14 protein-coding genes and 2 riboswitches are annotated in these 16837 nt (G+C 29.4%); all 14 genes read left to right on the top strand.

The window, feature by feature from the left end:
- The 14 genes from msrB to pflA all read left to right on the top strand — a co-directional run bounded on the left by msrB (nucleotide 1) and on the right by pflA (nucleotide 16835).
- A complete protein-coding gene (gene msrB, locus HPRAE_RS06195) occupies nucleotides 1-1197 on the top strand; it encodes a peptide-methionine (R)-S-oxide reductase MsrB (protein ID WP_014553370.1) in 1197 nt (398 codons plus the stop codon).
- Nucleotides 1198-1370: 173 nt separating this feature from the next.
- Nucleotides 1371-1543: riboswitch (cobalamin riboswitch) on the top strand.
- A 283-nt stretch (nucleotides 1544-1826) separates the two neighbouring features.
- On the top strand, nucleotides 1827-3404 hold the full coding sequence (locus HPRAE_RS06190; RefSeq protein ID WP_014553369.1) for an ABC transporter substrate-binding protein: 1578 nt from the start codon (nucleotides 1827-1829) through the stop codon (nucleotides 3402-3404).
- 14 nt (nucleotides 3405-3418) lie between these two features.
- Nucleotides 3419-4393 (top strand): ABC transporter permease, encoded by a 975-nt coding sequence (locus HPRAE_RS06185; protein WP_041606959.1) that lies wholly within the window; start codon nucleotides 3419-3421, stop codon nucleotides 4391-4393.
- A 34-nt stretch (nucleotides 4394-4427) separates the two neighbouring features.
- Nucleotides 4428-5270 carry an ABC transporter permease gene (locus HPRAE_RS06180; protein ID WP_014553367.1) on the top strand — a complete coding sequence of 281 codons (843 nt, stop codon included), beginning with the start codon at nucleotides 4428-4430 and terminating at the stop codon, nucleotides 5268-5270.
- A gap of 40 nt (nucleotides 5271-5310) precedes the next feature.
- The gene (locus HPRAE_RS06175) at nucleotides 5311-7014 is read left to right on the top strand and encodes an ABC transporter ATP-binding protein (RefSeq protein ID WP_014553366.1); all 1704 of its coding nucleotides are present in this window, start codon (nucleotides 5311-5313) and stop codon (nucleotides 7012-7014) included.
- 11 nt (nucleotides 7015-7025) lie between these two features.
- Nucleotides 7026-7427: a tRNA (N6-threonylcarbamoyladenosine(37)-N6)-methyltransferase TrmO gene (gene tsaA / locus HPRAE_RS06170; RefSeq protein ID WP_014553365.1), complete on the top strand. Its 402-nt coding sequence runs from the start codon at nucleotides 7026-7028 to the stop codon at nucleotides 7425-7427.
- Between the two features lie 33 nt (nucleotides 7428-7460).
- A complete protein-coding gene (locus HPRAE_RS06165; RefSeq protein WP_014553364.1) occupies nucleotides 7461-8495 on the top strand; it encodes an ABC transporter substrate-binding protein in 1035 nt (344 codons plus the stop codon).
- A 3-nt stretch (nucleotides 8496-8498) separates the two neighbouring features.
- The gene (locus HPRAE_RS06160; RefSeq protein ID WP_014553363.1) at nucleotides 8499-10346 is read left to right on the top strand and encodes a TonB-dependent receptor plug domain-containing protein; all 1848 of its coding nucleotides are present in this window, start codon (nucleotides 8499-8501) and stop codon (nucleotides 10344-10346) included.
- Between the two features lie 84 nt (nucleotides 10347-10430).
- Nucleotides 10431-11453 carry a FecCD family ABC transporter permease gene (locus HPRAE_RS06155; protein WP_014553362.1) on the top strand — a complete coding sequence of 341 codons (1023 nt, stop codon included), beginning with the start codon at nucleotides 10431-10433 and terminating at the stop codon, nucleotides 11451-11453.
- The gene (locus HPRAE_RS06150) at nucleotides 11450-12208 is read left to right on the top strand and encodes an ABC transporter ATP-binding protein (protein ID WP_014553361.1); all 759 of its coding nucleotides are present in this window, start codon (nucleotides 11450-11452) and stop codon (nucleotides 12206-12208) included. Before HPRAE_RS06155 ends, HPRAE_RS06150 begins: the two co-directional genes overlap by 4 nt.
- 78 nt (nucleotides 12209-12286) lie before the next feature.
- Entirely contained in the window at nucleotides 12287-12757 is a 471-nt protein-coding gene (locus HPRAE_RS06145) for an HAD family hydrolase (protein WP_014553360.1), read from the top strand.
- 48 nt (nucleotides 12758-12805) lie between these two features.
- Entirely contained in the window at nucleotides 12806-13423 is a 618-nt protein-coding gene (locus HPRAE_RS06140; RefSeq protein WP_014553359.1) for a cyclase family protein, read from the top strand.
- An 83-nt stretch (nucleotides 13424-13506) separates the two neighbouring features.
- Nucleotides 13507-13591: riboswitch (ZMP/ZTP riboswitch) on the top strand.
- A gap of 269 nt (nucleotides 13592-13860) precedes the next feature.
- Entirely contained in the window at nucleotides 13861-16089 is a 2229-nt protein-coding gene (gene pflB / locus HPRAE_RS06135; protein ID WP_014553358.1) for a formate C-acetyltransferase, read from the top strand.
- Nucleotides 16090-16106: 17 nt separating this feature from the next.
- On the top strand, nucleotides 16107-16835 hold the full coding sequence (gene pflA, locus HPRAE_RS06130; RefSeq protein ID WP_014553357.1) for a pyruvate formate-lyase-activating protein: 729 nt from the start codon (nucleotides 16107-16109) through the stop codon (nucleotides 16833-16835).
- Nucleotides 16836-16837: the final 2 nt, after the last annotated feature.

Below are 16837 nucleotides of genomic sequence, written 5' to 3'. Positions count from 1 at the left end.
ATGGATTATCTATTAATAACTTTAATTATCAGTTCTATAGTTTTTGGATTTGTTAGTAAAACTGAGGCAGCTGAAATTGAATTTGATCAAAAATTTGAAGATTTAGAGACCAAAACAGCTAGTTTTGCTCTTGGTTGTTTTTGGGGACCAGATGCTTATTTTGGAGCTTTAGAAGGAGTTGTTAGAACTAGAGTTGGTTATGCTGGGGGTCAAAAAAATGATCCAATATATAAAAATATAAAAGATCATACTGAAACAATAGAAATAGATTATAATCCAGCAGTGATTTCTTATCAAGAACTTTTAGAAATCTTTTTTAAACAGCACAATCCATATTCTCCAGCTCTTTCTAGACAATATGCTTCTTTAATTTTATACCACAATCAAAGTCAAAAAGAAAAGGCTTTAGCTTTAAAAGAAAAATTAGAAACTGAAACTGAAAAAGAAGTTTTAACTAAAATAAAAAAATTAGATAAATTTTATTTAGCAGAAAATTATCATCAAAAATATAAATTACAGCAGCGAGCAGAATTCAAAAAAAATTATTTCAATAAGTTGAAAATAGAAGAATTTATAAATTCTCCTGCTGTGGCTAAGGTCAATGGTTATTTAGCTGCTAAAGGAAAAAAAGATAATCTTATCAAAAATATTGCTCAATTTGGTTTAAGCCAAGAACTTCAGCAAAAATTATTAAAAATAAATGGGATTAATCCAGATGAATTAGCTAATTTTTGTCAAACACAAGCAGCAGCAGATGTAGAAATTGATGCTACTACAAGTGACTCAAATTTAAGAGAAAAGTTAAGTGACTTAGAATATAAAGTAACTCAGTTAAATGCTACAGAGCCTGCTTTTAAAAATAAATATTGGGATAATAAAAAAGCAGGTATTTATGTTGATGTTGTTTCAGGAGAAGCTCTTTTTGCTTCAACTGATAAATTTCAATCTGGCTCAGGCTGGCCCAGTTTTACTAAGCCTTTGGTTGATGAAAATATAGTTGAAGTTGAAGATAATTCACTTTGGATGACAAGAATAGAAGTAAGAAGTAAAAAAGCTGATTCTCATTTAGGGCATGTATTTAAAGATGGCCCTGAACCAACAGGTTTAAGATATTGTCTTAATTCTGCTGCTTTAAAATTTATTTCAGCCTCAGAGCTAGAAAAGAAAGGCTATGCAGAGTTTAAAAAATTATTTTAATAAAAAAAGACTAAATCCTTTATTTGCTAAATTATTTAATTTAGTGACTAAAGGATTTTTTTGTTGATAAATTTTAACTAGCTATTTAAATCATTTTTTGACCTCTTAAAAAATTTATGTTATAATTTAGAAAATTAAATAGAAAATAAATATTTTAATTTTTATTTAAAATTTAATATTTAAAGAATAAAGGTTCTTTTTAAGATTAATAAGGAAAACGGTGTAAATCCGTTGCTGTAGTCGCAGCTGTAACCAGTATTTTTAGAAGATCTCCACTGCTTTAAGTGGGAAGGAGATTTTTATGAGAACTGGGAGCCAGAAGACTTACCTTTATTTATGCTTCACAACTTCCGACTTAGAAACTGTGATGTTAATTTATAGTATATTTATGCCTAATTTAGAACATATGTTTAAAATTGGGTTATTTATATCTGTGATTAATATTACTGTCTTCCTTAGGAAGGCAGTTTTTTTAATGTCTAGGAAATTATACCTAATGGTTTGTTGTGGATAATATTTATAGCTCCATAATTTCCGACATCAACAAAATTTAATCTTACTGTATTAAAGATTGTCCGAAGAACATTTTGTTCTTATTAGCAAAAAATTAAAAAAAGGGGAGATTTAAAATGAATTTTAAGAAAATATTAAATGTTTTAAGTACATCTTTATTTATTTTTATCTTAATTTTTTCAGCTGCATTTATTTTAATATTACAAAATACACCAGCTATTGCAGCTCAGGAGACTAACTATGAAATAGAAGTTCTTAGTCTTGCAGGTGGAGATTATGGTTATCCATCTCCATATGCTCATTATCCAAGAGGTCCAGGCGGATATAAAAGAAATTTAATTTTTGATAGTCTTTTAGAAAGAGGAGAAAAGGGCTTAATTCCCTGGTTAGCAAAAGATTATGAAGTTAGAAATAATGGTAAAGAATATCTTTTCACATTAAATGAAGGTGTAAAATGGCATGATGGAAAAGATTTTACTGCTGCAGATGTTAAATTTAGTTTTGAATATGGCTTAGAACATCCTTTAGTTTGGTCAGATTTAACTAAAGATGATTTAAAAAAAATTGAAATTATTGCTGAAAATAAAGTTTTAATTACAGTTAATGAAGCTAATGCCTCTTTACTTTATGCTATTGGAAATCAAAGAATTATTCCTCAGCATATTTGGCAAAAGGTTGAATTTCCTAAAGAATATACTAAAGCTGATGCAGTTGTTGGGACTGGACCATATTGTTTAAGCGATTATAACAAAGAACACGGTAGTTATAAATTTGAAGCTTTTTCAAATTTTTGGGGACCAAAAGCTAAAGTAAAAACTATTAAATTTATTCCTGTTAGCGAAGAAATTTTGGCCTTTGAAAAAGGAGAAATAGATTTAATAGATGTTAGTCCTGATTTATTGGCCCGTTATCAAAATGATCCTCAATTTAAAGTAGTACAAAAACCAGCTTTTTGGGGTTATAGATTAATCTTTAACTTAGAAAATGTCAAAGAACTTGAGTCTAAAAAGCTTAGACAGGCAATTAATTATGCAATTGATAAACAAGAATTAATCAATAAAATAGAAAGAGGAGCAGCAAAACTTCCTAGTGCAGGTATTATACCTCCAGATAGTACATACTATAATCCTCAAGTTAAAAAATATAATTATAATCCAGAAAAAACAAAAGAATTAATAAATGAGACAGGTTTTAAAAAGCTTAATTTTAATTTAAAAATAGCAAATAGAACTGTCAGAATGGCAGAGTTAATCAAAGAACAGTTAGCAGAAGTTGGGATTCAGATCAAGCTTATTAGTTCTGATACTAAAACTCAAGATAGTAGAATTAATCAAAATAATTATCAGCTGGCGATTACAGGTCATGGTGGTTGGGGTGGTGAACCAGATTATTTAATTGCAAGGTTTGGCGGAACAAAATTTTTTGCAGATAAAATTTCTAGTTCAGCTGCTGTAGGCTATCAAAATGATCAATTAGCAAATTTATTAGTAAAGCAAAGTTCAGAATTTGAGCCTAAAAAGCGTCAAAAAATCTTAGCTGAAATCCAGAGCATTTTAGCAGAAGAATTACCAGAAATACCTTTATATTTTAGAGCACCTTATTCTGTTTATAGACCTGCTAATTATAATAATTGGATGTTTATGTATGACCATCACAGCTTAGAACATGGCAAACTTTCTTATTTAAATTATTAATGTGGGGTAAAAAAATGAACAAAAAAGCAAAAAATAAATTACTAGAGTATTTAATTACTCTCTTTTTAATAATTAGCCTTAATTTTATTCTTCCCCGGTTGATGCCGGGGGATCCTTTTTTGTTTATCTCTGGTGATCAAGGTCAAGATTTAATGTATTCTAAGGCTCAAAGAACTAAATATTTAGATTATTATGGTCTGAATCAATCATTAACTAAACAATATTTTTCTTATTTGAAAAAAGTTTTTAGTTTAGATTTAGGTACAAGTCTTTATTATAATCAGTCTGTTTTAAAGCTCATTTTAAAAAGATTAAAATGGACTTTTTTAATAGTTATTTTGGCAGAGTTTAGTGCTTTAATTTTAGCAATGCTAATTGGTCTTATTTCTGCCTGGTATCGAAATAGCATAATTGATAAAATAATCTATTTTAAATTAATAGTTTTTTCAGAACTGCCATCTTTTTTAATCGGCTTAATATTACTCTTTATTTTGGCAGCTGACTTAAATTTATTTCCTTTATCAGGGGCCATCAGCCATTATACAGAATTTGATAGTATTTGGGATCAAGGCTTAGATATTATTATGCATGCTGTTTTACCAGTAACAGCCCTTACTTTGTCCAGATTAGGGGGCTATTACTTACTTTGGCGAAATACTCTAATTTCTGTTTTAAATAAAAAATATATTGCAACAGCTCAGGCTAAAGCCTTATCTAGACTGAGGATAATCTGGTCTTATCTGATTAAAAACTCCTTGCTGCCAATTTGCAGCCGTTTATTTTTAAGTTTAGGAAGCTTAGTTGGGGGAGCAATTCTAGTAGAAAATGTATTTGCTTATCCTGGTCTAGGCTTATTATTAAGAGAATCAGTGATGATGCGTGATTATCCCTTAATTCAAGGAATCTTTTTAGTAATTGCTATTTTTGTCTTAACAGCTAATTTTTTTGCTGATTTAATTTATAAAAGGATTGATCCTAGAATAAAATAATTATTCTAATTATTTTTAGAAGTGAGGTTTGAAAATGGATACTTTTTTTGCTAAAATTCGATATTTGAAAAAATTTTCTTTATTAGGCAAACTCAGTCTATTTATTATCTTCTTAATTATTCTAATTGCCATTTTAGCACCTGTTTTTAGTCAATATCCCCCTGATAAATCAATGGCTGCTTTACAACCACCTCAAAAAAAGCATTTAATGGGTACAGATGATTTAGGTTATGATATTTGGTCTCAAATAGCTTATGGAGCTAGAATTAGTCTAATAATTGGTTTAGGAACTTCTTTTTTAGCTGCTTTTGGTGGTGCGGCTCTAGGAATAATAGCAGCTTTTAAAGGGGGCTATCTCGATAAAATAATTATGAGAATTATAGATATTATAATTGTCTTACCAGATTTACCGCTGATGATAATTTTAGCTGCTTTTTTGGGACCCAGCCTTTTAAATATTATTTTGGTTTTAACATTTTTTTCTTGGGTTAAACCAGCTCGAATAATTAGATCACAGGTTTTAATGTTAAAAGAAATGAACTATATTAAAGCAGCTGAAAGTTATGGAGCAGGGATCTTTTATCTACTTAAAAAACATTTTTTGCCAGAAATATTCCCGATTTTAGCTGTTAGTATAATCAGATTATCAACCAAAGCTATAGTAGCTGAGGCAGGCTTATCTTTTTTAGGTTTAGGTGATCCAAGTTCTAAAAGTTGGGGCTTAATTATTCATCATGCAAGCAGTTTTCCAGGTATTTATTATACTCCCTTTTGGAAGTGGTGGCTTTTGTTTCCTTGGCTAGCCTTATTAGCTTTAATTGTTTCTTTAGCCTTTATAAATCGAGAATTAGAAACTTTATTTAGTTTAAAAGAATAATTTTTTAAAGATTAAGTCAAGTTGATAAGGAGAAGTTAAAATGGAAAATAAAAATACTATTTTAGAAATCAAAAATTTATCTGTTAGCTATAATTCTGGTCAACAGCTGACAAAAGCAGTCAATAATATTTCCTTAAAAATAAAAAAAGGAAGTAGTGTTGGTTTAATTGGCGAATCAGGTTCAGGTAAAAGTTCAGTTTTACTTAGTATTATGGGACTTTTAAAAAAAGCAGAAATAAGTGGGGAAATATTTTATCAAAATAAAAATTTGCTTGATTTAAAAGCCAGAAAATTACTTAGTTATCGCTGGCAAAAAATTGCTCTTGTTTTTCAAAATTCTTTAGCTGTTTTTAATCCAGTTTTAACTATCAAAGAACAATTAGAAGAAGTAATCAAAAGACATTGTATTTATTCTGAAAATCAATTGGAACCAAAAATAGATAAGCTCTTAGGGCAGGTAAGGTTAGCAGCTAAATGGAAAAATTATTATCCACATCAGTTATCAGGTGGGATGAGACAAAAAGTTTTAATTGCCATGGCCCTAGCTTGTAAACCAGAGATTTTATTAGTTGATGAACCAACTACTGCTTTGGATCCAGCTAATAAAAAAGAAATTATAGCTTTACTTAATCATTTAAAGCAAAAATATAATTTAACAATGTTAGTTGTATCTCATTCAATGGAGACAATCCAAAAACTTAGTTCTAAATTAATTACAATGTATCAAGGTGATTTTGTTGAAATTGGTAGTACAGCAGAAGTCATAGCTAAACCAGAGCATTGTTATACAAGAGGACTGCTCAACTCTTCTCCTGCTTTATTTCCTTATAAAGATTTATGGGGAATTAAAAGTCAAGAAACTGATCAAAAAACTAAAGGCTGCTCTTTTTATTCTCGCTGTCCTCAGCATCTCGAAAAATGTAAAGAAATTAAGCCAAAATTAAAATATACTGGTGTGGAGCACAGAGTAGCTTGTAATAGAGGTGGAATTGTTAAGCTGCTTGAGGCTTTTAACCTTGCTAAAACATATAATAATCAACAGGGTGATCAAATAAAAGCTGTAAATAAGGTTAATTTAAATATTAGGAGTGGAGAAATTTTAGTTTTAGTTGGTAATTCAGGTTCTGGTAAATCAAGCTTAGCTCAATTATTGGCAGGAATAGAAAAAGCTGATCAAGGGAAAATAAATTTTAGAGGTCAAGAAATTTCTCAAATTAAGCCTACTGCTCAAAGAAAGGGAGTCCAAATGATCTTTCAAGATCCCTTTGCTGCTACCAGTGATCGCTTGAGTGTTTTAGAAGTTATTTTAGAACCGCTGACTATCTTAAACTGGAAAACTAAAAAGCAAAGAAAGAAAAAAGCTGTTCAGCTGTTAAAACAGCTCCAATTACCCACCCAAGAAGAATTTTTAAATAGAGCCTGTAAAAATTTAAGTGGTGGTCAAAGACAAAGAATTGCAATTGCCAGAGCTTTAATAACTGAACCTAGTTTATTAATTGCAGATGAGATAACTTCAATGCTTGATCCTTCAATTCAAGCCAATATTATTAGAAAACTGAAAGAGTTACAAAATCAGAATGGTTTTTCAATGATCTATATAACTCACAATCTGGCCTTAGCTAAAAAAATAGCCGACAAAGTCTATTTAATGGAAAAGGGGAAGATCATTAAAAAAGGATCAGCAGCAGAAATTTTTAAAAAAACTGATAAACATCAAGCAGCAATTTATTCTAATATTATTTAAGGAGGGAAAAAATGGAATTTAATAAAATTGGTGAGGTAAAAAGTTCTTTTTCCAAAGCAGCTGTACCTAAAGAAATGCGAAAAAAAGTAAGTGAGATTGTGATTAAAGAAGAATATTTAAAGGGACTAAAAAAATTAGAAGAAAGTAACTATTTAGTGGTGGTTTTTGCTTTTCATTTAGCTAAAGGCTTTGATTTAATAGGTAAAAGAAGATATGGAGGAGAAAGAGGAGTTTTTGCGTCACGAAGTCCCAGAAGGCCAAATCCAATCGGAGTGACAACAGTTAAATTATTAGCTATCAATGAAAATATTATTAAAGTTAAAGGACTTGATGCTATAAATAGAACTCCAGTTTTAGATATTAAACCTTATTCTGTAGATATTGATACTGCTCAAAATTTTAAAAAGAGCTAGTATTTAAAAGATAAAGCTAATTCAAAGAGGGAGGTGAAAATAATTTTTAAAAAAGGAATATTAATCTGTTTAATTTTAATATTATTTTTTAGCTTCGTAAATCCAGCTCTAGCAATTGGAAACCAAGAACTGAATAATTTTATAGAAATTACAGATTATAGAGGTCAAAAAATAAAACTGCAAAAGCCAGTTAAAAAAATAGTTTGTTTAAGTGCTTCTTTAAGTGAGATATTAGTTGCTTTAGGAGCTAGAGATAAAATTATTGCTTGGGACCGTAAAAGTGGAGCTAATAAATTACTTCAGCAAAAAAATAAAAAAATATTAGTTGTAGCTGAAAATTCTCACAGCCTGCAGCTAGAAGCAATTTTAGAATTACAGCCTGATTTAGTGATTGGAGATACAATGCTGCAGCAAGATGATATAAAAAAAATGAATTCATTTTCTATTCCTGTAATTGTGGAGCGGGCTTCTGAATCTAAAAGAGTCAAAAAAATAATTAATAATTTTGCTTTAATAGTTGATAGTCCTGAAAGAGCTAAACGTTTAAATAATTTTAATTTAAAATTTAAAAATTTAATTAAAAAACGTTTAAAAGCAAAACAGCCAGAAAAAGTAAAAGTTTACTGGGAATGGAATAAACCCTATAAAACCGGTTCAGCCACTTCCACGGCACAACTTAAAATAACAGAAAATGGTGGCTTAAATATTTGTGCTGAACTCAAAGGAAGTTATCCTCAGGTTGCTAGAGAATTTATCTTAAAACAAGATCCAGAGATTATTTTGAAACAAGCAGCTAGAAATTCTTCTCAGGCAGAAATGAAGGCTTTATATACTAAAATTAAAAATAGGAATATTATTAATTTAACTAAAGCTGCTCAAAATGATCGGATTTTAATTATTAGCTGGGATATTTTTAGTGGTTTATTTTCTGTCATTGGTGATTTACATCTAGCAAAATTCTTTTATCCAGAATTGTTTGAAGATCTAAAACCAGATGAAATTTATACTAAGCTTTTGTCTGAGTTTTTAGAAGTAAATAAAGTAGAACCAGTAATTTATAAAAAATAGGAGTTGGTTAAAATTAAGTATTTAAAAATAAATATTATAATAATAGTAACAATTATCTTTTTGAGTTTTATTTTAGGAACAGGAATAACAGCAGCTAAGGCTGAAACTGAAGCAATAGAATTAGATGAAATGGTAGTAACCGCCTCTAAATATGAAGAAAATTATCTTGATGTACCTGCTTTAGTTGAGACAGTTACTGCAGCAGAAATTGAAGCTGAAAATGTTAGTGATTTAGCTGAAATACTGAGAAATAAACTAGGACTTACATATGATTATAGTTCACGCAATGGGACTAAAGAATTTAAACTTAGAGGAGCTAATACTAATCAAGTTTTAGTTTTACTTGATGGTCAAAGTATTAATAGTGGTAAATCAAATAAGGTTAATTTAGCCAGATTTCCAATTGAAATAATTGAAAAAGTAGAAATTTTAAAAGGTTCAGCTTCGGCTTTATATGGTGCTAATGCTGTGGGAGGAGTTATTAATATTATTACTAAAAAAGCATCTTTAGAGCCCATGACAACTATTAAATATAAATTTGGTTCTTATAATAGTCAAGAATATTTGCTAAGTCATAGTAATCAGAGTGGAAAACTTGCCTATAGTTTAATTTATTCTGATTTAAAAACTGATGGTTTTCAGGCAGAGGACTCTCCAATATTAGATAATAAATTAGATGAACAGAATATTTTTACTAAATTTAATTATCAATATAATCCTCAAACAGCAATTACCGCTTCAATTAAGTTAAATGAAGCAGAAACTGGAGTTAATAAAGATATTCTTTCTGAGCCAGATCATTCTAGTCAAGATTTTAATCTCAATTTAAAATTAAAAAGAAATTTTGATCAAAGTGATTATCAAATAATGGTTTATCATAACAATAATGAAAATATAGGTTATGAAGATCTAAATGAAGACAATAAAAATCATGAAACAAACAGTTTAGGCTTAACCTTTGATAAAAAAAATTATTATCAAAAACATACTTTTTTATATGGCTTTGAAATTAGTGAAAATAAAATTGAAAGCACTACCTATAATCAACATCAAAATTTAAATAGTGCTTTTTTTATCCAAGATAGTTATAATTTAAATCAAAAATCAAAAATAGGTTTAGCTTTACGTTTTGATCACCACGAGGAATATGGATCTGAAACTAGTCCTAAGCTTTCTTATTTAACTAAATTAAACTCTCATTTAAATTATTATGCTTCAATTGCTAAAAGCTATAGAGCCCCCAGTTTTAGTGAGCTTTATTTACCTCGAACAAAAATGAGAAGCAATTATATGATTGGTAATCCCGATTTAAAACCAGAAAAGGCAATTGCTTATGAAACAGGATTTAAATATAATAACAGAGGTTTAAAATCTGAAATTAGTATTTTTAAAAGAGATGTAGAAGATTTGATTGATTATAAAAAAATTAGCAGTAATGAAAAATTAAAGGTTAACCTGAATGAAGCAGTATTTACAGGGATAGAATTTAAATTAAGTAAAAGAATTAATAGTTTATTTGCTGCAGCTTTTAATTATAGTTATTTAGATGCTCGAAATGAAGATGATCAGCGCTTAGATGACCGTCCTTATTCTAAAGCTGGGCTAGAACTTGTTTATCAGCAAAAAGATATAATTTCTAGCTTAAACTTTAACTATATAGGTGAGAAAAAAGATGGTGCTGAAAATATTGATTCCTATTTAATAACTAATTGGAATCTTAAAAAACAAATTAAAGCAGATCTTGCTCTAAAATTAGCAATCAATAATTTATTTGATCAAGACTACACATTTAATGGCAAAGATGAAAGACCTGGTAGAAATTATAATATAGCAATATCCAAGAATTTTTAAAATCTAATTTAAAGTTAAAAGCAGCTAAATTAATCAAAGTTTAGCTGTTTTTGCTTGATAATTTTTAATAGGGTAGGGAAATCAATGAAAATATTTAAAGAAAATATTTTGACTAAGAAAAATTGTTTATTGTGCGCATTAGTTATAATTTTGTTTCTGATAATTGTTTTTAGTTTAAATACTGGAATAGCTAAAGTTAACTTTAAAAATTTTGGCAGTGATCTTTATTTAGATAATATAATTTTAAAAATAAGATTACCCCGAGTTTTATTAGCAGTTTTAGCAGGTTTAATTTTGGGAGCTACTGGAGCAGTGATGCAGTCAATTTTAAGAAACCCTTTAGCAAGTCCATATACTTTAGGGATATCTGCTAGTTCAGCCTTTGGAGCTGGTTTAATAATTGTTTTAGGTAGAAGTTTTTTAAATCCAGTTTTAGTTAATAATTATTTTTCTGTTTTAACGATTTTAGGATCTTTTAGTATAGCTTTAATAACTATTTTGATTATCAATCAGATTGCTAAAGCTGAAAAAAGTAATAATACAACAATAATTTTAGCTGGAGTAGCTTTAAGTTACCTTTTTTCTGCTGGTTTATCTTTTTTTAAATATATTGCAGACCAAGATGAATTAAGTACTTTAACTATTTGGCTGCTTGGCGGTTTATTTAGAGCAGAATGGCTTGATATTTTAGTCTTAACTCCTACTGCTTTAATTGGAATCTATCTATTAGCTCTTTTAGCTTGGGATATTAATACTTTAAATGCTGGTGCAGAAATTGCTCTTAATTTGGGGGTTAATGTAAAAAAATTGCGGCGTCAGGGAACTATTATTGCTACTTTATTAACAAGTATTGTTGTTTCTTTTACAGGAATTATAGCTTTTATTGGGCTAATAGCTCCTCATCTATCCAGAATGATTTTTGGGAGTGATAATCGTTATTTGATTTTTGCTTCTGCTTTATTAGGTGCTATTATTTTACTTACAGCTGATACCTTAGCCCGAACAATAATTAGTCCAGCTGAAATACCTGTGGGGATTATTACTTCACTTTTAGGAGCTCCATTTTTTCTATATATGCTGTTAAAAAAGAGAGGTTATAGTTTATGATACTTCAGGTTAAAGATTTAAACTTTAGTTATAGTAATCAAAAAATATTAGAAAATATTAGTTTTGCTGTTAAAAAAGGAGAGATAATTAGTGTTTTAGGTCCAAATGGAGTGGGGAAATCAACTTTAGTTAAGTGTTTAGCTCAAATTTATAAAGAGCAGCAGGCTAATGTTTTTTATAAGCAAAAATCTCTCTTAGAATATAAACCTAAATTATTAGCCCAAGAAATTGCTTATGTACCTCAAAATTTAGAGATTAATTTTCCTTTAACAGTTAAAGAATTTGTGCTTTTAGGAAGAAAACCATATATTAAGTGGAATATTAGTCAAAAAGACAATCAAATTGCAGCTGAAATTATGGCAAAATTAAGTATTGAAAATTTAAGTAAAAGAAATTTGCAAAATTTGAGTGGTGGTGAAAAGCAAAAGGTTTCGCTGGCCAGAGCTCTTGCTCAAAAACCAGAACTTATTATTTTGGATGAGCCAACATCTAACTTAGATCTTAACCATCAGTTAGAGTTAATTAAAATTTTAAATAGCTTAGCCAATAAAAAAGATTTAACTGTAATTATGGTGCTCCATGATTTAAATTTAGCTTTAAATTATACTGATAAATGTCTTTTATTAAACCAAAAAAAAGTGTATGCTTATGGAAAAGCAGAAGAAGTTTTGACATCTAAAAATATTAAAGAGGTATATCAAGTTGAAAGTGAGATAATTAAAAAAAATAAAAAAAAATATCTTTTAACTATTTAAAAAATTAATTTTTAAGAAGGAGAAATTAAATACTTCTGCAAATATATAAATAACAAAGTAATTAAGAAAGGAGTAAATATGCTAAGCTTAAAAATACCAGGTTGTAAAAATTTAAGAGTAAATAAAATTGTTTTTGACTTAAATGGGACTCTGGCTTGTGATGGGAGTCTAATTAAAGGAGTAAAAAAGGGGATTAATGATTTAGCTAAAAATTTTGAGATTTATATTTTAACGGCTGATACTTTTGGCACAGCAGCAGAATTATTAAAAGATTTAAAGGCAGAATTAGTTATTATTGATACTGATAATGGGAGTAGATTTAAAGCAGATTTTGTTGAAAATCTAGGTAGAAAATCAGTTATCGCAGTTGGTAATGGGAATAATGATGCTCAGATGCTTAAAAATGCAGAACTCGGAATAGCAGTTTTAGGTCCAGAAGGTGCAGCTAGAGAAGCATTTTTAGGTGCAGCAATGCTCTGTCATAAGATTAATGATGTTTTTGAAATACTTGCTCATCCTAGACGCTTAAAGGCAACTCTGCGTAAATAGTTATTTTTTTAGAGGCATTTTTTTTAAAAATAAGAATTGAGGTGGCAGATGAAAAAATTAATTGATTTAAGCCAAACTATAACTAATTCAATGCCTGTTTATCCTGGTGATTTAGAAGTAGAACTTAAAGAGACTAAAAACTTGACTAAAGATGGTTATTGCAGTCATAGTTTAAAAATCAGTATGCATACAGGAACTCATCTTGATTTACCAGCTCATATGGTTGCAGATCAAAAAGAGATAGCTGATATTGATCTTTCTTTATTAAGTGGTAAAGCAAAAATATTTAAAACAGAAGCAGAGAACATAATTAGCCTCAAAGAAAGATATAAAAGCCAAATTGAAAAAGATGATATAGTAATTTTTAATACAGGTTTTGCTCAAAACTATAATAAAGAAAATTATTATAAAAATTATCCGGTAATTAGTGAAGAATTGGCAGATTTATTAATTGCCAAAGAAATTAAAATTTTAGGATTTGACATACCCTCACCTGATTATAGCCCTTTTAAAATTCACAAAAAATTATTCAAAAGTGATATTTTCATTTTAGAAAACCTCTGTAATTTAGACCAATTAGCTGACTATGATTCTTTTAGAATTTTAATTTTTCCACTCAAAATAAAAGCAGAGGCAGCACTCTGCCGAGTAGCAGCTGAAATTTAAATTTATTAATTAGATTTTAGATTAACTATTTGACAAGCAAATTATTATCTGCTAGACTATAGATGTAATTTAAAACTTAAATAAATAGATTATATGACTGGCGGATAAATATGGATTTAACCATAGGGGAATATAATCTTTAATTAATCGCCCGCCTGGATATTAGAACTTTATTTTATTCAGGGGGCGATTTTTTTGTTTTCTACTAAAATTTAGACTTAAAGTTAGTAAATATTATTTAATATGCAATTAAGAGCTTAAATTAAGCATAGTAAAGAACTCAAGATTTGACGATTGGCTGTCATTTTGCTAAGATTAGCTTGGATTTAAATTAAAAAGATTTAAAATAAATTAAATAATCTTTATTTAATAATTATTATATTTCATAATCTTTTTGAACAGCCTATAAGCTTATAAGACTAAAAGGAGGAATTTTAATGAATTTCACTAGATCTAATTTTAAGGGTAAGAGATGGCAAGAAGAAATTGATGTTAGAAATTTTGTTCAAGAAAATTATAGTCCTTATACAGGTGGAGCTGATTTTCTCAAAAAAGCTACTAAAAGGACTAGAGAACTTTGGCAGCAAAGTTCTGAGTTGTTAAAGGCAGAAAGAGAAAATAATGGAGTTTTAGCAATTGATACTAAAACAGTAGCAGATATTAATGCTTATGATCCTGGTTATTTGGACCAAGAAAAAGAAATAATTGTAGGGCTGCAAACTGATCAACCTTTAAAAAGAACTTTAAATACTTATGGTGGGATTAGAATGGCTCGGCAGGCAGCTGCAGCTTATGGCCAAAAAGTTGATCCTGAAATTGATGAGATATTTACTAAATATAGAAAAACTCATAATGATGGAGTTTATGATGCTTATACACCAGAAATTAGAGCTATTAGACGTTCGGGAGTTATCAGTGGTTTACCAGATGCTTATGGTCGAGGTAGAATTATTGGTGATTATAGACGAATAGCTCTTTATGGAGTAGATAAATTAATTGAAGCTAAAAAAGAAGATAAAGCTAATTTAAAAAGTCCAATGACTGAAAAAACAATTCGCTTAAGAGAAGAAGTAAGTGAACAGCTAAAAGCACTTAAAAAATTAAAGCAATTGGGTAAAAGTTATGGTTTTGACCTTTCAAAACCAGCTAAAAATGCTCAAGAAGCCGTTCAATGGACTTATCTTGGTTATTTAGCTGCTATTCAAGAAAACAATGGAGCAGCAATGTCATTTGGGCGTATAGCAGAATTCTTTGATATTTATTTTGAAAAAGATATTGAAGCTGGAATTTTAACTGAAAAAGAAGCTCAAGAAATAATTGATGATTTTGTAATTAAATTAAGATTAGCTAGACAGCTAAGAACTCCTTCCTATAATGAACTTTTTAGTGGAGATCCACTCTGGGTTACAATTGTTTTAGGTGGAATTGGAATAGATACCAGGCCTTTGGTTAGCAAAACTAGTTATAGAATTTTAAATACACTTTATAATTTAGGGCCAGCTCCAGAACCCAATTCAACTATTTTATGGTCAGAAAAATTACCTGAAGCTTTTAAAAATTATTGCAGTCAAGTTTCTAAAGATACAAGTTCTCTCCAGTATGAAAATGACGATTTAATGCGCCTAAACTTCTCTGATGATTATGGTATTGCCTGTTGTGTATCAGCAATGACTCCAGGTAAAGATATTCAATATTTTGGAGCTAGATGTAATTTACCTAAGACTTTACTTTATTCTCTAAATGGTGGTAAAGATGAAATCAGTGGCGAGCAAGTTGGACCTGAGTTTAAATCATATCAAAAAGATATCTTAGAATATGATGAGGTACTGGAAAATTTTGATCGCTTTCTTGATTGGTTAAGTAAAAAGTATGTAGATGCCTTAAATATCATTCATTATATGCATGATAAATATGCTTATGAAGCAGTACAGATGGCTCTTCATGATACACATGTGAGTCGAATAATGGGCTTTGGAGTAGCAGGATTATCTATTATTGCTGACTCTTTAAGTGCAATTAAATATGCAGAAGTTAAAGCCATTAGAAACCAAGAGGGATTAATTGTTGATTTTGAAATTAAAGGTGATTTTCCCAAATATGGTAATGATGATGATCGAGTTGATCAATTAGCAGTTAAAGTAGTTAAACTGTTTATTAATAAATTAAAACAGCATCAACTTTATCGGGATGCTATTCATTCACTTTCTGTTTTAACAATTACTTCAAATGTAGTTTATGGTAAAAAAACTGGGGCCACACCTGATGGTAGAGCTAAGGGAGAAGCTTTTGCACCAGGCGCTAATCCAATGCATGGACGTGATAATTCTGGAGCTTTAGCTTCTTTAAATTCAGTTGCTAAAATTCCTTATCAATATTGTCAAGATGGAATTTCTAATACCTTTTCTATAGTGCCTGAGGCCCTTGGTAAAACAGAAACTGCCCAGCAGCATAATCTCAGTTCAATTTTAGATGGCTATTTTAAACAAGGTGCACATCATTTAAATGTTAATGTTTTAAAAAGAGAAACTCTACTTGCTGCAGTTGAGCATCCAGAAGAATATCCCCAATTAACTATTAGAGTATCTGGTTATGCAGTTAACTTTATTAAACTAACTGCTGAACAACAGCAAGAAGTTATTGCTCGGACTTTCCATGAGGGGATCTAATAAAAAAGGAGGCCATGATGACTGAAGGTTATATTCATTCATTAGAGAGTTTAGGGACAGTTGATGGCCCAGGAATTCGTTTTGTAGTTTTTACCCAAGGTTGTCCACTGCGATGTCAATATTGTCATAATCCTGACACTTGGAAATTAAAAGCAGGTACAAAAGTTTCAACTTCAACTTTAATTAAAAAAATAATTAAAATAAAACCATATTTAGAAGGTGCTGGCGGAGGACTAACAATTTCAGGTGGAGAGCCAACTATGCAACCTGAATTTACTCTAGACTTACTCAAAAAAGCAAAAGCTGAAAATCTTCATACTGCTCTTGATACTTCAGGTTTTGTAGAAATTGAGCAATTCAAAAAGTTTTTAGCCTATTTAGATTTAGTTTTAATCGATATTAAAAGTTTTAATAACTCTATCCATCAAGAATTAACTGGAGTTAGTAACCAAAAAACATTAGCAGTTATTGAGCTTTTAGAAAAGGCTAAAAAACCTTATTGGGTAAGACAGGTAATAGTACCTCAAATTACAGATCAAATAGCAGAAATAAAGAAATTAGCTAAATTTTTGAGTCAAAAAAAATATTTAGAAAAAGTTGAGCTGCTGCCTTACCATGAATTAGGAAAACACAAATGGGAAAAGCTAGGTTTAGAATATAAGTTAGCAGCAGTTAAACCACCTTCTCCAAAAAAAATGGCAAAATTAAATGCTCTCTTTGAAAATTATAGGATTAAAATTGCTTGAAA

Source organism: Halanaerobium praevalens DSM 2228 (assembly GCF_000165465.1).
Classification (GTDB): Bacteria; Bacillota; Halanaerobiia; order Halanaerobiales; family Halanaerobiaceae; genus Halanaerobium; species Halanaerobium praevalens.
This window is presented reverse-complemented; position numbering and strand designations above follow the sequence as displayed.

Bases quoted from the DNA above. Each gene is read 5' to 3' on its own strand.
- HPRAE_RS06140 (WP_014553359.1), top strand. From the start codon at position 12,806: ATGAAAAAATTAATTGATTTAAGCCAAACTATAACTAATTCAATGCCT.
- pflA (WP_014553357.1), top strand. From the start codon at position 16,107: ATGACTGAAGGTTATATTCATTCATTAGAGAGTTTAGGGACAGTTGAT.
- HPRAE_RS06180 (WP_014553367.1), top strand. From the start codon at position 4,428: ATGGATACTTTTTTTGCTAAAATTCGATATTTGAAAAAATTTTCTTTA.
- HPRAE_RS06145 (WP_014553360.1), top strand. From the start codon at position 12,287: ATGCTAAGCTTAAAAATACCAGGTTGTAAAAATTTAAGAGTAAATAAA.
- tsaA (WP_014553365.1), top strand. From the start codon at position 7,026: ATGGAATTTAATAAAATTGGTGAGGTAAAAAGTTCTTTTTCCAAAGCA.
- HPRAE_RS06155 (WP_014553362.1), top strand. From the start codon at position 10,431: ATGAAAATATTTAAAGAAAATATTTTGACTAAGAAAAATTGTTTATTG.
- HPRAE_RS06175 (WP_014553366.1), top strand. From the start codon at position 5,311: ATGGAAAATAAAAATACTATTTTAGAAATCAAAAATTTATCTGTTAGC.
- HPRAE_RS06150 (WP_014553361.1), top strand. From the start codon at position 11,450: ATGATACTTCAGGTTAAAGATTTAAACTTTAGTTATAGTAATCAAAAA.
- pflB (WP_014553358.1), top strand. From the start codon at position 13,861: ATGAATTTCACTAGATCTAATTTTAAGGGTAAGAGATGGCAAGAAGAA.
- msrB (WP_014553370.1), top strand. From the start codon at position 1: ATGGATTATCTATTAATAACTTTAATTATCAGTTCTATAGTTTTTGGA.
- HPRAE_RS06185 (WP_041606959.1), top strand. From the start codon at position 3,419: ATGAACAAAAAAGCAAAAAATAAATTACTAGAGTATTTAATTACTCTC.
- HPRAE_RS06190 (WP_014553369.1), top strand. From the start codon at position 1,827: ATGAATTTTAAGAAAATATTAAATGTTTTAAGTACATCTTTATTTATT.